General features: G+C 72.0%; 13 protein-coding genes and 1 tRNA gene. 10 read left to right on the top strand and 4 right to left on the bottom strand.

Translation table 11 applies throughout. The features are described 5' to 3' along the window. Window position 1 precedes the first annotated feature (1 nt). The 8 genes from ACTH43_RS04065 to ACTH43_RS04030 all read left to right on the top strand — a co-directional run bounded on the left by ACTH43_RS04065 (window position 2) and on the right by ACTH43_RS04030 (window position 8,573). Window positions 2-1,261 (top strand): ferrochelatase, encoded by a 1,260-nt coding sequence (locus tag ACTH43_RS04065; RefSeq protein WP_441443650.1) that lies wholly within the window; start codon window positions 2-4, stop codon window positions 1,259-1,261. Continuing rightward, window positions 1,258-2,382 carry a hydroxymethylbilane synthase gene (gene hemC, locus ACTH43_RS04060; protein WP_441443649.1) on the top strand — a complete coding sequence of 375 codons (1,125 nt, stop codon included), beginning with the start codon at window positions 1,258-1,260 and terminating at the stop codon, window positions 2,380-2,382. The genes ACTH43_RS04065 and hemC overlap by 4 nt, the downstream gene beginning before the upstream one ends. Next, window positions 2,382-3,188, top strand: a complete 807-nt coding sequence (locus tag ACTH43_RS04055) for a uroporphyrinogen-III synthase (RefSeq protein WP_441443648.1) — start codon at window positions 2,382-2,384, stop codon at window positions 3,186-3,188. Before hemC ends, ACTH43_RS04055 begins: the two co-directional genes overlap by 1 nt. Further along, the gene (gene hemB, locus ACTH43_RS04050) at window positions 3,185-4,207 is read left to right on the top strand and encodes a porphobilinogen synthase (protein ID WP_441443647.1); all 1,023 of its coding nucleotides are present in this window, start codon (window positions 3,185-3,187) and stop codon (window positions 4,205-4,207) included. The genes ACTH43_RS04055 and hemB overlap by 4 nt, the downstream gene beginning before the upstream one ends. A gap of 56 nt (window positions 4,208-4,263) precedes the next feature. Beyond that, window positions 4,264-5,589: a glutamate-1-semialdehyde 2,1-aminomutase gene (gene hemL / locus ACTH43_RS04045; protein WP_441443646.1), complete on the top strand. Its 1,326-nt coding sequence runs from the start codon at window positions 4,264-4,266 to the stop codon at window positions 5,587-5,589. A gap of 155 nt (window positions 5,590-5,744) precedes the next feature. Next, window positions 5,745-6,722, top strand: coding sequence for a WXG100 family type VII secretion target (locus ACTH43_RS04040; RefSeq protein WP_441443645.1), 978 nt, complete (start codon window positions 5,745-5,747; stop codon window positions 6,720-6,722). A 185-nt stretch (window positions 6,723-6,907) separates the two neighbouring features. Continuing rightward, window positions 6,908-7,423: a hypothetical protein gene (locus ACTH43_RS04035; RefSeq protein ID WP_010549477.1), complete on the top strand. Its 516-nt coding sequence runs from the start codon at window positions 6,908-6,910 to the stop codon at window positions 7,421-7,423. A 13-nt stretch (window positions 7,424-7,436) separates the two neighbouring features. Then, on the top strand, window positions 7,437-8,573 hold the full coding sequence (locus ACTH43_RS04030) for a WD40 repeat domain-containing protein (protein WP_441443644.1): 1,137 nt from the start codon (window positions 7,437-7,439) through the stop codon (window positions 8,571-8,573). A 45-nt stretch (window positions 8,574-8,618) separates the two neighbouring features. On the opposite strand, the gene ACTH43_RS04025 is transcribed toward ACTH43_RS04030, so the two are convergent. Then, window positions 8,619-10,220 (bottom strand): HNH endonuclease, encoded by a 1,602-nt coding sequence (locus ACTH43_RS04025; protein ID WP_441443643.1) that lies wholly within the window; start codon window positions 10,218-10,220, stop codon window positions 8,619-8,621. A gap of 336 nt (window positions 10,221-10,556) precedes the next feature. Between ACTH43_RS04025 and ACTH43_RS04020 the strand changes: the two genes are divergently transcribed. Then, a tRNA-Met gene (locus ACTH43_RS04020) sits at window positions 10,557-10,630 on the top strand. Between the two features lie 54 nt (window positions 10,631-10,684). Next, window positions 10,685-11,347: a pentapeptide repeat-containing protein gene (locus tag ACTH43_RS04015; RefSeq protein WP_441443642.1), complete on the top strand. Its 663-nt coding sequence runs from the start codon at window positions 10,685-10,687 to the stop codon at window positions 11,345-11,347. Between the two features lie 136 nt (window positions 11,348-11,483). Here ACTH43_RS04015 and ACTH43_RS04010 read toward each other — a convergent pair whose 3' ends face one another. From ACTH43_RS04010 to sfnG, 3 genes are read right to left on the bottom strand one after another with little or no spacing between them, the layout of a single operon-like run. Further along, complete coding sequence (locus ACTH43_RS04010) at window positions 11,484-12,047, bottom strand: CoA-binding protein (protein ID WP_441443641.1); 564 nt, start codon at window positions 12,045-12,047, stop codon at window positions 11,484-11,486. Beyond that, on the bottom strand, window positions 12,044-13,474 hold the full coding sequence (locus tag ACTH43_RS04005) for an O-acetylhomoserine aminocarboxypropyltransferase/cysteine synthase family protein (protein ID WP_441443640.1): 1,431 nt from the start codon (window positions 13,472-13,474) through the stop codon (window positions 12,044-12,046). The genes ACTH43_RS04010 and ACTH43_RS04005 overlap by 4 nt, the downstream gene beginning before the upstream one ends. Then, the gene (gene sfnG / locus ACTH43_RS04000) at window positions 13,471-14,709 is read right to left on the bottom strand and encodes a dimethylsulfone monooxygenase SfnG (RefSeq protein ID WP_441443639.1); all 1,239 of its coding nucleotides are present in this window, start codon (window positions 14,707-14,709) and stop codon (window positions 13,471-13,473) included. The genes ACTH43_RS04005 and sfnG overlap by 4 nt, the downstream gene beginning before the upstream one ends. Between the last annotated feature and the right edge of the window lie 58 nt (window positions 14,710-14,767).

Here is a 14,767-nt window from a genome sequence, read left to right as displayed (position 1 = left end):
CATGACCGACTCCACCCCGCCGATGCCCAGCCCCTCGACGTCCAGCCCGTCGATGGCCCGCCCGCGCCCTGCGGCGCCCGACTCCGCCACCCATGCCCGGCGCGGCGAGCAGAAGCCCTTCGACGCGATCCTGTTCTCCTCGTTCGGCGGCCCCGACGGTCAGGACGACGTGATCCCGTTTCTGCGCAACGTCACCCGGGGACGTGGGATCCCCGACGAACGCCTCGAGGAGGTCGCCGGCCATTACCGTGCCCTCGGTGGCCGCAGCCCGATCACCGCGCAGAACGAGACGATCATCCTCGCCCTCGAACAGGAGCTCGCCGGCCGCGGGATCGACCTGCCGATCTACTTCGGCAATCGCAACTGGGCGCCCTACAACGCCGAGGCGGTCCGTGCCCTGCATGAGGACGGCCACCGCCACGCCCTGGGCCTGGTGACCAGTGCCTACTCGTCCTACTCCTCGTGTCGGCAGTACCGCGAGGACTTCGGCATGGTGCTCGAGGAGACCGGTCTGGCCGGAGAGGTGAGCATCGACAAGGTGCGCGTCTACTTCAACCATCCGGGGTTCCTCGAACCTGTGGTCGACGGGGTGGCCAGCGCCCTGGCGAGCCTCACCGCGGCCGGGCACGACGCCGATCGGATCGCGGTGCTGTTCTCCACCCACTCCGTGCCGAACTCGATGGCCGAGGCCTCCGGCCCTGAGGAGACCCGGGTCGAGGGCTCCGGCGGCTGGTACGTCGAACAGCATCTCGCCGCCTGCCGCTGGGTGATGGAGCAGCTGCACGACGACGTCCCCGAGCTCCCGCAGTGGCAGCTGGTGTACCAGTCCCGCTCCGGGGCGCCCCACATCCCCTGGCTCGAGCCCGACGTCAACGACGTGATCGAGCAGCTTGCGGCCGATGATGCGGCCGACGCAGTGATCGTGGTCCCGATCGGCTTCGTCACCGACCATGTCGAGGTGGTCTGGGACCTGGACACCGAGGCGAAGGAGACCGCCGAGGAGAAGGGGCTCGACTTCCGCCGCGTCGCGACCTCCGGCGAGGATCCCCGATTCATCGCCGCGCTGGCCGATCTGGTCCAGGAGCGACTGGACGCGCAGTTCCCGCGCCGCATCGTCACCGACTTCGGGGGCACGCCGGACGTCTGCGGGGTGAACTGCTGCGTCGGCCGTCTGTGCCGCCCGACGACCAGTGCCGTGGACTCGGAGCGGGATGTGGAGCGCGCGCGAGCAGAGGCGGCCACAGCAGGAGCGGGCTCGTGACGCCCGGCCCCCGATCAGCCGGAGCCGCGGGGAATGACGGGGCTGCCGGGCCCGCATCCTTCGTCGGCTCCGGCCTCCGGATCGGGACCCGTGCCTCGGACCTCGCGCTGACCCAGTCGGGGCAGGTGGGCGAGGCGCTGGTGGCGGGCACCGACCACGCCGTCGAGCTGGTGCACGTGAGCACCCGCGGAGACCGTGACCGCATCAGCCCGCTCGCGCAGATCGGCGGTACCGGCGTGTTCGTCACCGCCGTCCGTCAGGCGCTGCTGGATGAGAAGGTCGACGTGGTGGTCCACTCCTGCAAGGACCTTCCCACCGCACCGCTGGAGGAGATCACCCTGGCCTGCTACCCGGCCCGGGAGGATCCGCGCGATGCGCTCTGCGCCCGCGACGGGCTCACCCTCGCCGAGCTGCCGGCGGGCTCGAAGGTCGGCACGGGCTCCCCGCGCCGCGCCGCCCAGCTGCTGCGGGCCCGGCCGGATCTGGAGGTGCTCGGGATCCGCGGCAACGTCGAGACCCGACTGGCCCGGGCGCTCGGGGAGGACGCAGACCTCGACGCAGTGGTGCTCGCCGCCTCCGGGCTGCGCCGAGTGGGCCGCGACGCCGCGATCAGCGAGCTGCTGCCGGTCGACGTGATGCTGCCAGCCCCCGCCCAGGGCGCGCTCGCCGTCGAGGCGACCACCGCCGCGCTCGCGACCGCTCCCTGGTTCGCCGACCGGCTGGCCGCGGTCGACGACCCCGCCACCCGCGCAGCGGTCACCGCCGAGCGGGCGCTGCTGCGCACGCTCGAGGCGGGCTGCTCCGCTCCCATCGCGGCCTACGCCGAGCTCGAGCTCGCCGACCGCGACGAGAGCGACGGCGGCGGCGTGCACGGCAGCGGAGCGCCCAGCGACGGCGAGCACAGCGGAGGTCAGCCCCGCAGCCACGTGCTGCGGCTGCGCGGGCTCGCGATCCGTCCCGACGGCAGCCATGTCGTCGAGGGCGAGGCCCGGGTGGCGCTGGACCTCGCGGTGGATCAGCTCTCCGGTGCCGGCTCGGTGCCGGCAGAGCTCGGGGCCGAGCTCGCGAGCGATCTCCTCGATCGCGGTGCCGGGGAGATCCTCGCGGAGGCCAAGGCCTGATGTCCCCGCTCGACGCTCCCCGTCCCGTGCTGGTCGCCCGACCGGCCGGGCGCGGAGCGACGCTGCTGGCCCGGCTGCGGGAGCGCGGGATCCAGGCCGAGCATCAGCCGCTGATCCGGCTCGAGCACGCCACGGACGAGGAGCTCGCCGTGGCCCGGGAGCGGCTCACCGGCGGCGCCTACTCCCATCTGGTGATCACCTCCCGCACCGCCGCCGAGGCGCTCGGCGCGGTGGTGGTGCCGCCGGGCACCGAGGTGATCGCCGTCGGCGCCGGCACCGCGGCGACGCTGGACGCCTTCAGGATCACGGCCACGATGGTCGCCGGTGGCTCCGGTGCGGCCCTGGTCGCGGAGATGCCGTCTGCGCCGGCGGGGGCCACGGTGCTCTTTCCCGCCTCTGCCGCCGCCTCCCCGACCGTCCCCGAAGGACTGCGGGCGAAGGGCTACCGGGTCCACCAGGTGACCGCCTACCGTCCGCAGCGGCTCGAGCCCCCCGCCCCGGTCGCCGTTGCTCTGGCGACCGGGCGCTACGGTGCGATCGTGCTGACCAGCCCGATGATCGCCCGCCACGCCGCCGCGCTGGGCGTGCATCCCTCGACCCCGATCATCTCGATCGGCGACCCCACCTCCGCCGCGGTGCGCGCCGCGGGGCTGCCGCTCGCCCGGCAGGCGGAGCAGCCGACGGATGATTCCCTCGCCGACGCGGTGCAGCAGGTGCTCGCCGCAGGCTCGTCAGTTCCTGGCCCGTCGGCCATAGACCCGTCGACCGCTGATTCCTCTCCCGCTCTTCCTAAGGAGCCCCGATGACCTCTTCATCCTTCCCCGGCCCGATCGATCGGCCCCGTCGTCTGCGCAGCAGCGCCGCGATGCGCTCCCTGGTGCGTGAGCAGACCCTCCGGCCCGCCGATCTGGTGCTGCCGATGTTCGTGCGCGAGGGTGCGAGCGAGAACCGCCCCGTGAGCTCGATGCCCGGCGTCGTCCAGCACACGATGGACTCCCTGGTCCGCGCTGCGAACGAGGCGGTGGAGCGCGGGGTGGGCGGCGTGATGCTGTTCGGGGTGCCCGAGCTCAAGGACGCCATCGGCTCCGGCGCGACCGACCCGGACGGCATCCTCAACCGGGCGCTCTCGCGCCTGCGCTCCGAGCTCGGTGATGCGACCGTGATCATGGCCGACCTGTGCCTGGACGAGTTCACCGACCACGGCCACTGCGGGGTGCTGGACGCCGCGGGACGCGTCGACAACGACGCCACCCTGGCGCGCTACCGTGAGATGGCCCTCGCCCAGGCCGAGGCCGGCGCGCACCTGCTGGGGCCCTCCGGGATGATGGACGGCCAGATCGCCGCGGTGCGCGATGCGCTGGATGGCGCCGGCCATCTGGACACCGCGGTCTACGCGTACACCGCGAAGTACGCCTCGGCGTTCTACGGCCCGTTCCGCGAGGCGGTCGACTCCTCCCTGCAGGGCGACCGCCGCACCTACCAGCAGGATCCGGCGAACGGCCGGGAGGCTCTGCGGGAGCTCGCGCTCGACGTCGCCGAGGGAGCGGACATGGTGATGGTCAAGCCCGGCCTGCCCTATCTCGACGTGCTCCGGGATGTCGCCGAGGCCTCGCCGGTGCCCGTCGGCGCCTATCAGGTCTCCGGCGAGTACGCGATGATCGAGGCGGCCTCGGCGAACGGCTGGGTGGACCGCGACCGCATGATCCTGGAGTCGCTGCTGGCCTTCCGCCGCGCGGGCGCCTCGACCGTGCTGACCTACTACGCGAGCGAGGTCGCCGGCTGGTTCCGCGAGGGCCTGCCCGCCCACCTGCGCGAATTCCTCTGAGCCTCCGCCCCTCCCTCGTCACCCACCACTCCGCCCTCTGATCAGGAGATGCCCCGATGACCCGCACCACCGCCTCTGCCGACCTCTTCACCCGCGCCCAGCAGGTGATCCCCTCCGGCGTGAACTCGCCCGTGCGCGCCTTCGGCTCGGTGGGCGGCACCCCGCCGTTCCTCACCGACGCCAAGGGCGCTCTGCTCCATGACGCCGACGGCAATGAGTACGTGGATCTCGTCGGCTCGTGGGGCCCGATGATCCTCGGCCACGCGGACGACCGTGTCGTCGAGGCGGTGCGCGAGGCCGCGGGCCGCGGGCTGTCCTTCGGCGCCCCGCAGCCGGGCGAGGTGACCCTCGCCGAGGAGGTCGTGCGCCGCATCCGCCCGATCGAGCAGCTGCGCCTGGTCAACTCGGGGACCGAGGCGACGATGAGCGCGCTGCGGGTGGCCCGCGCCGCGACCGGCCGCGACGTGGTCGTGAAGTTCGCCGGCTGCTATCACGGGCATGTCGACGCGCTGCTGGCCGAGGCCGGCAGCGGCGTGGCCACCTTCGCGATGCCGGGCTCGGCGGGCGTCACCGCCGCGACCGCGCGCGACACCGTGGTGCTCCCCTACGGCGACCGTGCGGCCGTGACCTCACTGTTCGCCGAGCGCGGCCAGGAGATCGCCGCGATCATCACCGAGGCCGCTCCCGCCAACATGGGAGTGGTGACGCCGCCGACGGAGGACGGGGTGGGCTTCAACCGCTTCCTCTCCGAGACCGCGCACGCGAGCGGCGCGCTGCTGATCAGCGACGAGGTGCTCACCGGCTTCCGCGCGAGCCGTGAGGGGCACTACGGGGTCGACGGCCCGCGCGGCACCGGCGAGGACTGGGCGCCGGACCTGATGACCTTCGGCAAGGTGATCGGCGGCGGCCTGCCCGTCGGCGCCTTCGGCGGCCGCGAGGACCTGATGGGCCTGCTCGCCCCGGCCGGACCCGTCTACCAGGCCGGCACCCTCTCGGGGAACCCGCTCGCGACCGCGGCCGGGCTGGCGACCTTCGCCGGGCTCGACGACGCGGCCTACGAGACGCTCGGCCGCGCCTCGCGGACGCTGCAGCAGCTGGTCGCCGACGCGCTGACCGCCGAGGGCGTCCCGCACGTGGTCCAGACCGCCGGCACCCTGTTCTCGGTGTTCTTCCGCGGCGAGCCCGTCACGACCTACGAGGACGCGAAGGCGCAGGACACCGAGGCGTTCACCCGCTTCTTCCACGCGATGCTCGAGGGCGGGGTGTACCTCCCTCCCTCGGCCTTCGAGGCCTGGTTCGTCTCCACCGCCCACACCGACCAGGTCCTCGACCGGATCGCGGCGGTGCTGCCGGCTGCGGCGAAGGCGGCGGCGCGGGGCTGAGCCGCCAGGTGGGTCGTGCCATGGAGAGAACTCCCCATGGCACGACCCACCACGCCGCGGCTAGCGTGAGGGACAGGCCAGAGGTCCGGGAGACGAGCACCGTCGCTGCCCGGCCGTGTCGGCCCCTTCCGCTCGCCGCACCAGGAGATGCATCGATGTTCCTCGGCATGAACCCCCACCAGGTCAGTGAGTTCGCAGCGCGCATCGACGCAGCGCAGCAGCGCCTGACATCCCACGCCACGACCCTCGACGGGCAGGTGCGGGCCAGCGAGGGGTTCTGGGTGGGAGCGGACGCCGAGGGCTTCCGCATGTCGTGGTCCAGCGGTGCCGGACGGCTCCTGGAGCAGGTCTGCGGGGATCTCGCACAGCACTCCGCGACCCTGTCCGAGGAGGTCGAGCAGCAGAACACGGCCTCTGCAGCGGAGACTCCCGGGAGCGGTGCATCCGGCAAGGAGAATCTCAGCGGAGCCCGGTTCGGTCCGTACGACGACCAGATCCTCCCGGGAGACCCGGACAACGTCTCCATGGAGGTCGCGATCGCGTGGCATCAGATGTCGAACGAGGAGAAGCAGCTCGTCCTCGAGGAGATCGTCGAGCAGGAGCTCGAGCGGCAGGGCATCGAGGCGGAGATCACCGTGCACTTCGACGACATCAGGGACGGCGGGCCCGCGGGCTACTGGAAGGAGCACGACCTGTTCCGCGGAGAGCACATCGTGATCGACGAGGACTGGGCCTGGGATCCGTACTCCATCAACATCGCCGCCCACGAAGCCCGCCACGCCGCGCAGGACAACTGGGTCGAGCAGACGGAGGGACCGGGATGGCAGTTCTGGCGCGAGGACACCAGCGAGGCGGAGTACGAGCGCATCGAGAGGGAGCACGGGGTCACCCGAGAGGAGATCGAGGCCTGGCGCGAGAACGACCGCGACTATCACGGGGGCCCCGACGGGCCTCGCCCCCCGGATACGGCTCCGCAGGAGGAGCGCGACGCCTGGGAAGCGGAGTACCAGGAGTACCTCGACCAGCCGTTGGAGGAGGACGCTTTCGACACCGGCGGCAGCTTCGCCGAGGACATGACGCTTGAGGAGTTCCAGCAGTACCAGCGCGACGCCGGGGTTCCGGTCACGTCGTAGCGGCGTCGCGCGCCGAGCCCCTGCGTCCTCGAGCGGGTCTCGCCCGTGCCGACGCCGGCCAGTGACGGGAGGACGATGCTCGGGTTCCCGCCTCCCCGTAGGATCGGAGCCGACAGAGCGAGCCACCGCCTCCTCACCGCCGATGCCATTCACTGCCCACAGCACTCGACACAGGACGGGACACCGTGAACTTTCCGGACACCATGGAGGCGTACGCCCTCGACCCGACGCCGGAGCACCTCGAGGCGCTGCATCGGGAGATCACCGCGGCACCGAGCTATAACCCGATGGTCGCGATCACGCAGATCGTGACCCCGCTCGAGAAGGCCGGTGACCATCAGGGCGTGATCGATGCACTGTGGGCGCAGATGCCCGGCATCTTCCTCAGCCCCGCCGCGCACATGCACCTATCCCAGGCCTATGCGGCGCTCGGCGAGGACGCGGACGCGACCCGCGAGCGCAAGTTCGCGCTGCTGGCGATGGACAGCATCCGCACTGCGGGCGAGGGCACCGAGGAATCGCCCTATCCGGTGCTGCGGGTGGAGGACGAGTACACGGTGCTGGCCGCCGAGCGTCGGCGTTCCACCGCCCAGGAGCTGGTCCCCACCGAGAACGGTGAGTGCGACGTCCACACCCTCGAGGACGGAACACAGGTGTGGTTCCGCCTGCTCTGGCGCACGGCGCAGCCGACAGGCGCCTGACCGGCCCTCGACCATGGCTCCTCCGACCCGTCGTCACGCGCTGCTCGGCGCCTCCGCCCTGTCCGCCGCGCTGCTGCTGCCCGGCTGTGGCCGGCTCCCGTTCCTGGGGCCGGCGCCGAGCTCCTGCCTGGGCCCCGAGGAGGAGCTGCCGGAGTTCGAGGACGGCGGCAGTAGGGTCCCTCCGGGGGCTCGCGTCACCCCCTATGAGCCCTCCCCGTCCCGCTGGTTCAACGACGCCGGGCTCGCCGTCTCCCCCGACGGCGCCCTGATCGCCGCCGCGGAGCATCCCGACCGCTCGATGCTGGGACTGACCGATGTCCAGGGTGTGCTCCTGTGGGACACAGCCGAGGGGAGTGTCGTGCGGCGCATCGCCGGTGCTGCCGAGGGAGCGATCGCCTGGCATCCCGACGGCACCCGGCTGGCGATCGGCGACCGGCGGCACATCGCGATCGTCAGCGTCGACGGGGAGCTGCTGTGGAACCTGATCGGCCATGAGGACCCCCGTGACACGTCGGCGCGGATCACGGCTCTCGCCTTCAGCCCGGACGGCACGCAGCTGGCCTCCACCAGCAAGGACGGCACGGTCCGCCTCTGGGACGTGAGCGGTGACCAGTGCGGGGCGGGCCACATCCTGCAGCCCGACGCCCCTGCTCCCACGGCCCTGTCCTACATCGCGGAGGGCACGACCCTCGTCGTCGGCGGCACCGACGTCCACGGACGAAGCGACCCGCCCAACCGCCTCTCGCACTGGGATCCCGCTACCGGGGAGCGGCGCGAGGTGCTGGACGCTCAGGAACGGATCCTGGTCGACTTCGGGTACAGCGCGGACGAGACGCTCGTGCTGGTCACCTATGCACCGGCGACCCTCGAGGTGCGCGCACCGGACGGCACGACCAGCACCGGCCCCGAGGTCTCCCCCTACACCCACTCGGCCCGCCTGGCCGTCGGGGCGCAGAGCCGGATCGCACTGCAGAGCCCCGGGGATCTGCTGATCTGGGACAGCGCCACCGGTGAGGAGACCCGCTTCGAGGATCTGTTGCTGCAGCGGATCTGCTGGTCCCCGGACGAGAGCGTGCTGTACACCCTGGACGAGGCCACGGGTGTCTCGGCGTGGGACGGGAAGGACTGGAGGCAGTTCGATCTGCCGTGAGCACGTCACTCGTGAAGCTCTGGGCAGAGCTGCCGAGGTGAGGATCTAGTTCCCCGTCCGGCCCTCGGGCTCCGTCGGCGCCTGCAGGTCGGTCGTCTCCGGCGGTTCGGTGCTCCCCGGGGACTCGGTCGGCGTCGGCGGGTCGGTCGGCGGCTGCACCGGGCTGTCACCGGGCAGTGGGTCCATCGGACCGCACCGATGAGTCAGCGCCGCGGCGCGAGTGCGTCGGGTGGCGCCGAGTCTCGTCGTCCACTCCACCACGTGCCCGTCGACCGCCGGGTCCCCGACCCGCTCCACGCTCGCCAGCTGCTGCTCCTTGTCGTTGCAGTAGGCGCAGACCCCCTGCCCGTTCTCCAGGCAGGTGCATCCCCCGGCAGCGTGGGGCCGGATGTGGTCGATGTGGCGGATCGGGGCGTTGCAGTGGGGGCCGCGACAGGTCCGGTCGCGCAGACGGATGAACCGGGCGAGCGCGGACGGGAAGGCCCGCGCCCGGGATTCGACGGCGACCAGCTCCTCGGTCCTCGGGTGCTCGTACAGCTTTCGCAGCACGGCGCGCAGCGCCGGACCGTCGGGACCGAGCGGGTCCTCGTCCGTGCCCGCGATCGCGTTGAGCGGATCGCGCAGACTCTCCCTCACCGCCTCGGCGGGAACCGTGCCGTAGCCCTCGATCTGGGCGAGGTCGCCCGTGCCGGGGTCCAGGAGCACGTGGTCGGTGATGATCACGCCGATGTCCAGCGTCACCGGCTCCATGCTCCCGCTGCGGCCGATCAGGGTGTCCACGAAGGTGTCAGCCTGGATGGCCTGATGCCCGCGGCGGTCGCCGGCAGTGCGCAGCCGCTCGGCCTCGAGGGAGAGGCACTTGCGGATCAGGGCCGCGTCCAGCGCGGTGACGTGCGCCGTCACCGTCGCCATGCCGTGCTCGCCGCGGCGCACGGTCACGTGCCGCTCCCGCTTGGCGTGCTGGTGGCGCCGCGCCTCGCCGTCGGGGTCGGCGAGGGAGATCGCGGCGGCGCGGCCGTCGGCCCATTCCTCGGAGCCGGCGCCGTCGAGGTAGGGCAGGCGCTCCCCGAGCAGCCGGTCCGCCTCGCGGCGCTGGGCGGGGGTGAGCGGGGCGAAGGAGCGGGCGGTGCGATAGGCGTCCTCGGTGGTGACCTGGGAGTCCGCGAGGGCGGAGAGCATCACCGGCATGTCCGCCACGAGCCGGCGCCGGGCGGCGAGCGAGCGGGAGGCGGACGCCGGGGAGCGGCGGGTGAGCATCGAGACCTCGCGGGCCGCCTCACGGGACGCCGCGCGCAGCAGCTGTGCGGGCGGGGTCTCCTCCCCCGCCTCCTGCGCGGCGTGCGCCCGCGCCTCGGCCTGCCTGCGCAGGGTGAGGGAGTCGGCGAGCGCGACGACGGCGCGGGTCTCGAGCGCGTCGATCGCGCTGCGCAGGGAATGCAGGCTGCCGATCACGTCGCGGAACGCCTCGGCCGACGGATCCGCGGGGGCGAACAGCTCCTGCGGGAACCCGGTGAGGGCGCTCAGCACATGAGCGCGGTCGCCGAGCTCCTCGGCGAGCGCTCCGGGACCTCCCGCACGCACGGCGTCGATCAGCTGCTGGTGGGGATCACCAGCAGCCGCGCCGAGGTCCTGCACTGCGAGAGTCATGGCCCTATTCTTCCGGCCCCCACCGACAAAGGAAAGGCCCGCAGAAGAATGTGGATAACGCCGATCAGGGAGAAGCTGTCGCGCGCACACCCGCCCGCCGATCCGAACGTATGTGCAGGCCAAAGACATTCCACTCGGACCCGAGCGTCACATCCTGAAATGCATCCACACACCACTCGGACACTCCACCGAATTCGACGCGAGAATGTGGATAACCACCCTCTGTGGAGGAAAGGTCGCGGGTGCCGCACCTCGAATGCGACGGCAGATGACAGCGCGCTCGACACCGCCGGACCGGTCCCGCAGGCTGGTCCCACAGCACCCGTTCGACACCACCGCTTCGTAGCTCAGCCCGGTAGAGCAGCTCCCTCATGAGGAGTGGGTCGCAGGTTCGAATCCTGCCGGAGCGTCTCCCCCTCCCCGTACCCTCGAGGACGACCTCACGCCGCCGACCCGAGGACCCCATGCGCCGTCGCACCACCACCCGCCCGCCCGTCCTCGAGCGCCTGGTCCTTCCCGACCTCGAGGAGGCGGACGCCGCACAGCTGAACGCCCAGGACCGGTACGACGGCCTGCGCCTCGTCGGCGCCGATCTCACCGGGGCGGACCTCACCGGCGCGACCTTCACCGAGTGCGAGCTGGTCGACGTGACCGCGCACACCACCGTGCTCCAGCACGCCCGGCTGCTCGAGACCCGGATCGAGCGCCTGAACGCCCCGGTGCTGGATGCGACCCGCTCCACCTGGCGCGACGTCGAGCTGGCCGGCTCGCGGATCGGGGCGCTGGACGTCTACGACGCCGAGATCCGCTCCACCCGCATCACCGGCACGAAGTTCGACTGGATCAACCTGCACTCCTCGACGCTGGAGGACGTGCTCTTCGAGGACTGCACGATCGACGAGCTCGACCTCGGCGCCGTCACCGCCTCCCGCGTCGCCTTCGTGAACTGCCGCGCCGGCTCCGTCGCCCTGCCCCACGCCCGGCTCGAAGACGTGGACCTGCGCGGGCTGGAGATGGGGTCGATCTCGAACCTCGAGGGCCTGTCGGGCGCGACGCTCGACGCCGCGCAGGTCACCGCGCTCGCGCCCCTCCTCGCCGCGCACCTGGGACTCCGCATCGAGGGGTGAGCGGTGCCGGTGCGCCCCGGATCACCGGACCCGCAGGACCGGCCCGAGCGGCGCCGGGCCCCAGTGCTCATACCCCCGGACAGCAGAACGCGGGCCGGGGTGATCCCCGACCCGCGCCTGACTTCCGAGCGTACGCTCAGCGCCGCGCGCTGACCCGCTGCTTGCGGGAGGTGATCTCGCCGGTGTTGAACCCGGCCAGGTGCAGCCCGCCGTGGAAGCGGGCGTGCTCGATCTTCACGCAGCGGTCCATCACCACGTCCAGGCCCCCGTCCTCGGCGATCGCGGCGGCCTCCTCGTTCCAGGAGCCGAGCTGCAGCCACAGCGCCTTCGCGCCGACCTCCACGGCCTCGCGGGCGACGCCCGGCAGGTCGGCGTCCCGGCGGAACACGTCGACGATGTCGGGCACCACGGGCAGGTCCGCGAGCGAGGCATAGGCCGGCTGTCCGAGGATCGTCGTCGCTCGGGGGTTGACGAAATAGACCTCGTACGGCGCGCTCGAGAGCAGATAGGTGCTCACGAAGTAGCTGGCGCGGGCGGGGTTCGTCGAGGCGCCGACGATCGCGATCGAGCGCGCCCGGCGCAGGATCACGAGCCGCTCCGGGGCCGAGGGGCCCTGCCAGGTGCGCGCGGGCACTCCCTCGACGTCCGTCGCCGACGGCGCGGCGCAGGCCGCGCCGGACTGGATGCTGATGCCGCTCATGCCTGCTCCTCCCTGCTGCGGCCGGTCGCCGCGGTGATCGCCTGGTCGAGGTCCCAGAGGATGTCCTCCACGTCCTCGAGGCCCACCGAGATGCGGATGAGGTCGGGCCGGACGCCGCCGGCGACGAGCTGCTCCGCGGTGAGCTGGCGGTGCGTGGTCGAGGCCGGGTGCAGGACGAGGGTGCGCGCGTCCCCGATGTTCGCCAGGTGCGAGGCGAGCTGCAGGTTCTCGATCACCCGCTCGCCCGCGGCGCGGGCCGCGGCCGCCTCGTCCTCGGCGCTCGCGTGCTCCCCCGTCGGTCGGACGCCGAAGGCGAAGACGGAGCCGGGGCCGAGCGGCAGGTACTTCGAAGCGCGCTCGTGGTGCGGATGGGACTCGAGCCCCGCCCAGGTCACGAACGAGACCCGCGGGTCCGCGTCGAGCCACTCGGCGACCGCGCGCGCTCCGGCAAGGTGCGCATCGATCCGCTGCGGGAGCGTCTCCACGCCCTGCAGCAGCTGGAACGCCGCCTGCGCGGAGAGGGAGGGGCCGATGTCGCGCAGCTGCTCGGAGCGCAGCTTGGTGAGGAAGCCGTACTCGCCGAAGTTGTCCCACCAGCGCAGCCCGCCGTAGGACTCGACCGGCTCGGTCATCGAGGGGAACTTCCCGTTGCCCCAGTCGAAGCGCCCCGACTCGACGACGACGCCGCCGAGGGTGGTGCCGTGCCCGCCGAGGAACTTCGTGGCCGAGTGGATGACGATGTCCGCGCCGTGCTCGAGCGGTCGCACCAGGTACGGGGTGGCGAGGGTCGCGTCGACCACGAGCGGCACCCCGTGCTCGTGCGCCAGGTCTGCCAGCCCCTCGAGGTCGGCGATCTCGCCGGAGGGGTTGCCGATGATCTCGACGTAGAGCACCTTCGTCTCCGGCCGGAACGCGGCGCGGTAGTCCTCAGGGTCGGAGGAGGGCACGAAGGTGGTCTCCACGCCGAAGCGGCGCAGGGTGACGTCGAGCTGGGTGACGGTGCCGCCGTAGAGCTGCGCCGAGGCGACGACGTGGTCGCCGACGCCCACCAGCGCCGCGAAGGTGATGAACTCCGCGCTCATCCCGGAAGCGGTGGCGACGGCGCCGATCCCGCCCTCGAGGGAGGCGATGCGCTCCTCGAAGGCGGCGACGGTGGGGTTGCCGATGCGGGAGTAGATGTTGCCGTACTTCTGCAGCGCGAAGAGGTTCGCGGCGTCGGCCGCATCGTCGAAGACGAACGAGGTGGTCTGGTAGATCGGGACTGCGCGGGCGCCGTGCTGGGCGTCGGGGGTGCCGCCCGCATGGAGGGCGCGGGTGCGGAACCCGAAGCTGCGCTCGGGGCTCGGCGCGGCGGCGGCCGACGGGGGCTGCGCGGTCCGCCCGGCCTGGGTGGTCTCAGCCTGGGTGGTCTGGGCCTGGGTGGTCATGCAGCGGCTCCTGCCTTGGCCGGGTGATCGGCCGGGAGGGTGTCGAAGGCGGCATTCGCGGCGTCCTCGGCGGAGACGCCGGGGACGACGGGCAGCAGGTCGGTGTTCAGCTCGGTGCCGCGGGCGCGCGCGAGGTCCGCTTCCTTCTCGCGCAGGATCGGCAGCACGTCCCGGCCGAACATCGCCACCTCCTCGGTGAAGTGGAGATAGCAGGTGAGCAGCAGGTTCACGCCGATCTTCTTGTACTCGATGATGCGGTCGGCGATCTCCTCGGGGGTGCCGATGAGCTGGGTCTTGAAGCCGTCGTTGTACTGGACGAGGTCCTCGAAGGAGGAATCGGCCCACATGCCCTTGCCGTCCTTGGTGGAGGCGCCGGCCTCCTGGACGGACTGGCGGAAGCCCTCGACGGCGGGGCGGTGGGCCTTGGCCACGATCTCGCGCAGGGTCTCCTCCGCCTCCTTCCGGGACTCGCGGGCGATGACGAAGCCGTTCAGGCCGAACTTCGGGGTGCGGCCTGCGGCGGCGGCCGATGCGAGGACGCCGGCGACGTTGTCCTCGTAGCCCTCGAGGGTGCGGCCGTTGGAGAAGTACCAGTCCGCGACGCGGCCCGCGGTGGCCTGCGCGGCGGTCGAGTTGCCGCCGAAGAAGATCTCCGGATGAGGGCGACCGGCTACGTCGACGGGCTTCGGGGAGAGGGTGAAGTCATCGATCGAGTAGTACTTCCCGTCCTGGGAGTACCCGTTCTCGGTGAGCAGCCCGCGCAGCGCGGAGATGAACTCCTCGGTGCGCACGTAGCGCTCGTCGTGCTCGAGCCAGGGCAGGCCGAACTTCACGAACTCGTCCTTGAGCCAGCCGGAGACGATGTTCACCGCGGCGCGGCCGCCGGAGAGGTGATCCGCCGTGATCAGCCACTTGGCGAGCACGCCGGGGTGCCACATGCCGGGGTGGAAGGCAGCGATGACCTTGAGCTTCTCGGTCGCGCCGAGCAGCGCCATGGAGAAGGCGGAGGCCTCGTGCTGCTTGTCCGCGCCGTAGCTGGCGGCGTAGCGGGTCTGCGTGAGCGCGTACTCGAAGCCGGACTGCTCGGCGACCTGGGCGAGCTTCGTGTTGTACGGCAGCTGCCAGTCGGTGCGCTGCTCGATGGTGGAGACGACGAGGCCGCCGGACACGTTCGGCACCCAGTAGGCGAACTTCAGCGGCGTCTCGAAGGTCGAGGTGGGGACGGTGGTGGTCATGATTCCTCCAGGGTCGGAGTAGGTGGAGTCTGTCGAGGTCGGGTCAGGGAGGTCAGGT

It is taken from the genome of Brachybacterium sp. (genome assembly GCF_052095815.1).
GTDB lineage: Bacteria > Actinomycetota > Actinomycetes > Actinomycetales > Dermabacteraceae > Brachybacterium.
This window is presented reverse-complemented; position numbering and strand designations above follow the sequence as displayed.

Excerpts from the sequence above, each read along its gene's own strand:
- ACTH43_RS04010 (WP_441443641.1), bottom strand. The coding sequence starts at position 12,047 with ATGAGCGGCATCAGCATCCAGTCCGGCGCGGCCTGCGCCGCGCCGTCG.
- ACTH43_RS04005 (WP_441443640.1), bottom strand. The coding sequence starts at position 13,474 with ATGACCACCCAGGCCCAGACCACCCAGGCTGAGACCACCCAGGCCGGG.
- hemB (WP_441443647.1), top strand. The coding sequence starts at position 3,185 with ATGACCTCTTCATCCTTCCCCGGCCCGATCGATCGGCCCCGTCGTCTG.
- ACTH43_RS04065 (WP_441443650.1), top strand. The coding sequence starts at position 2 with ATGACCGACTCCACCCCGCCGATGCCCAGCCCCTCGACGTCCAGCCCG.
- ACTH43_RS04055 (WP_441443648.1), top strand. The coding sequence starts at position 2,382 with ATGTCCCCGCTCGACGCTCCCCGTCCCGTGCTGGTCGCCCGACCGGCC.
- sfnG (WP_441443639.1), bottom strand. The coding sequence starts at position 14,709 with ATGACCACCACCGTCCCCACCTCGACCTTCGAGACGCCGCTGAAGTTC.
- hemL (WP_441443646.1), top strand. The coding sequence starts at position 4,264 with ATGACCCGCACCACCGCCTCTGCCGACCTCTTCACCCGCGCCCAGCAG.
- ACTH43_RS04025 (WP_441443643.1), bottom strand. The coding sequence starts at position 10,220 with ATGACTCTCGCAGTGCAGGACCTCGGCGCGGCTGCTGGTGATCCCCAC.
- ACTH43_RS04030 (WP_441443644.1), top strand. The coding sequence starts at position 7,437 with ATGGCTCCTCCGACCCGTCGTCACGCGCTGCTCGGCGCCTCCGCCCTG.
- ACTH43_RS04040 (WP_441443645.1), top strand. The coding sequence starts at position 5,745 with ATGTTCCTCGGCATGAACCCCCACCAGGTCAGTGAGTTCGCAGCGCGC.
- ACTH43_RS04015 (WP_441443642.1), top strand. The coding sequence starts at position 10,685 with ATGCGCCGTCGCACCACCACCCGCCCGCCCGTCCTCGAGCGCCTGGTC.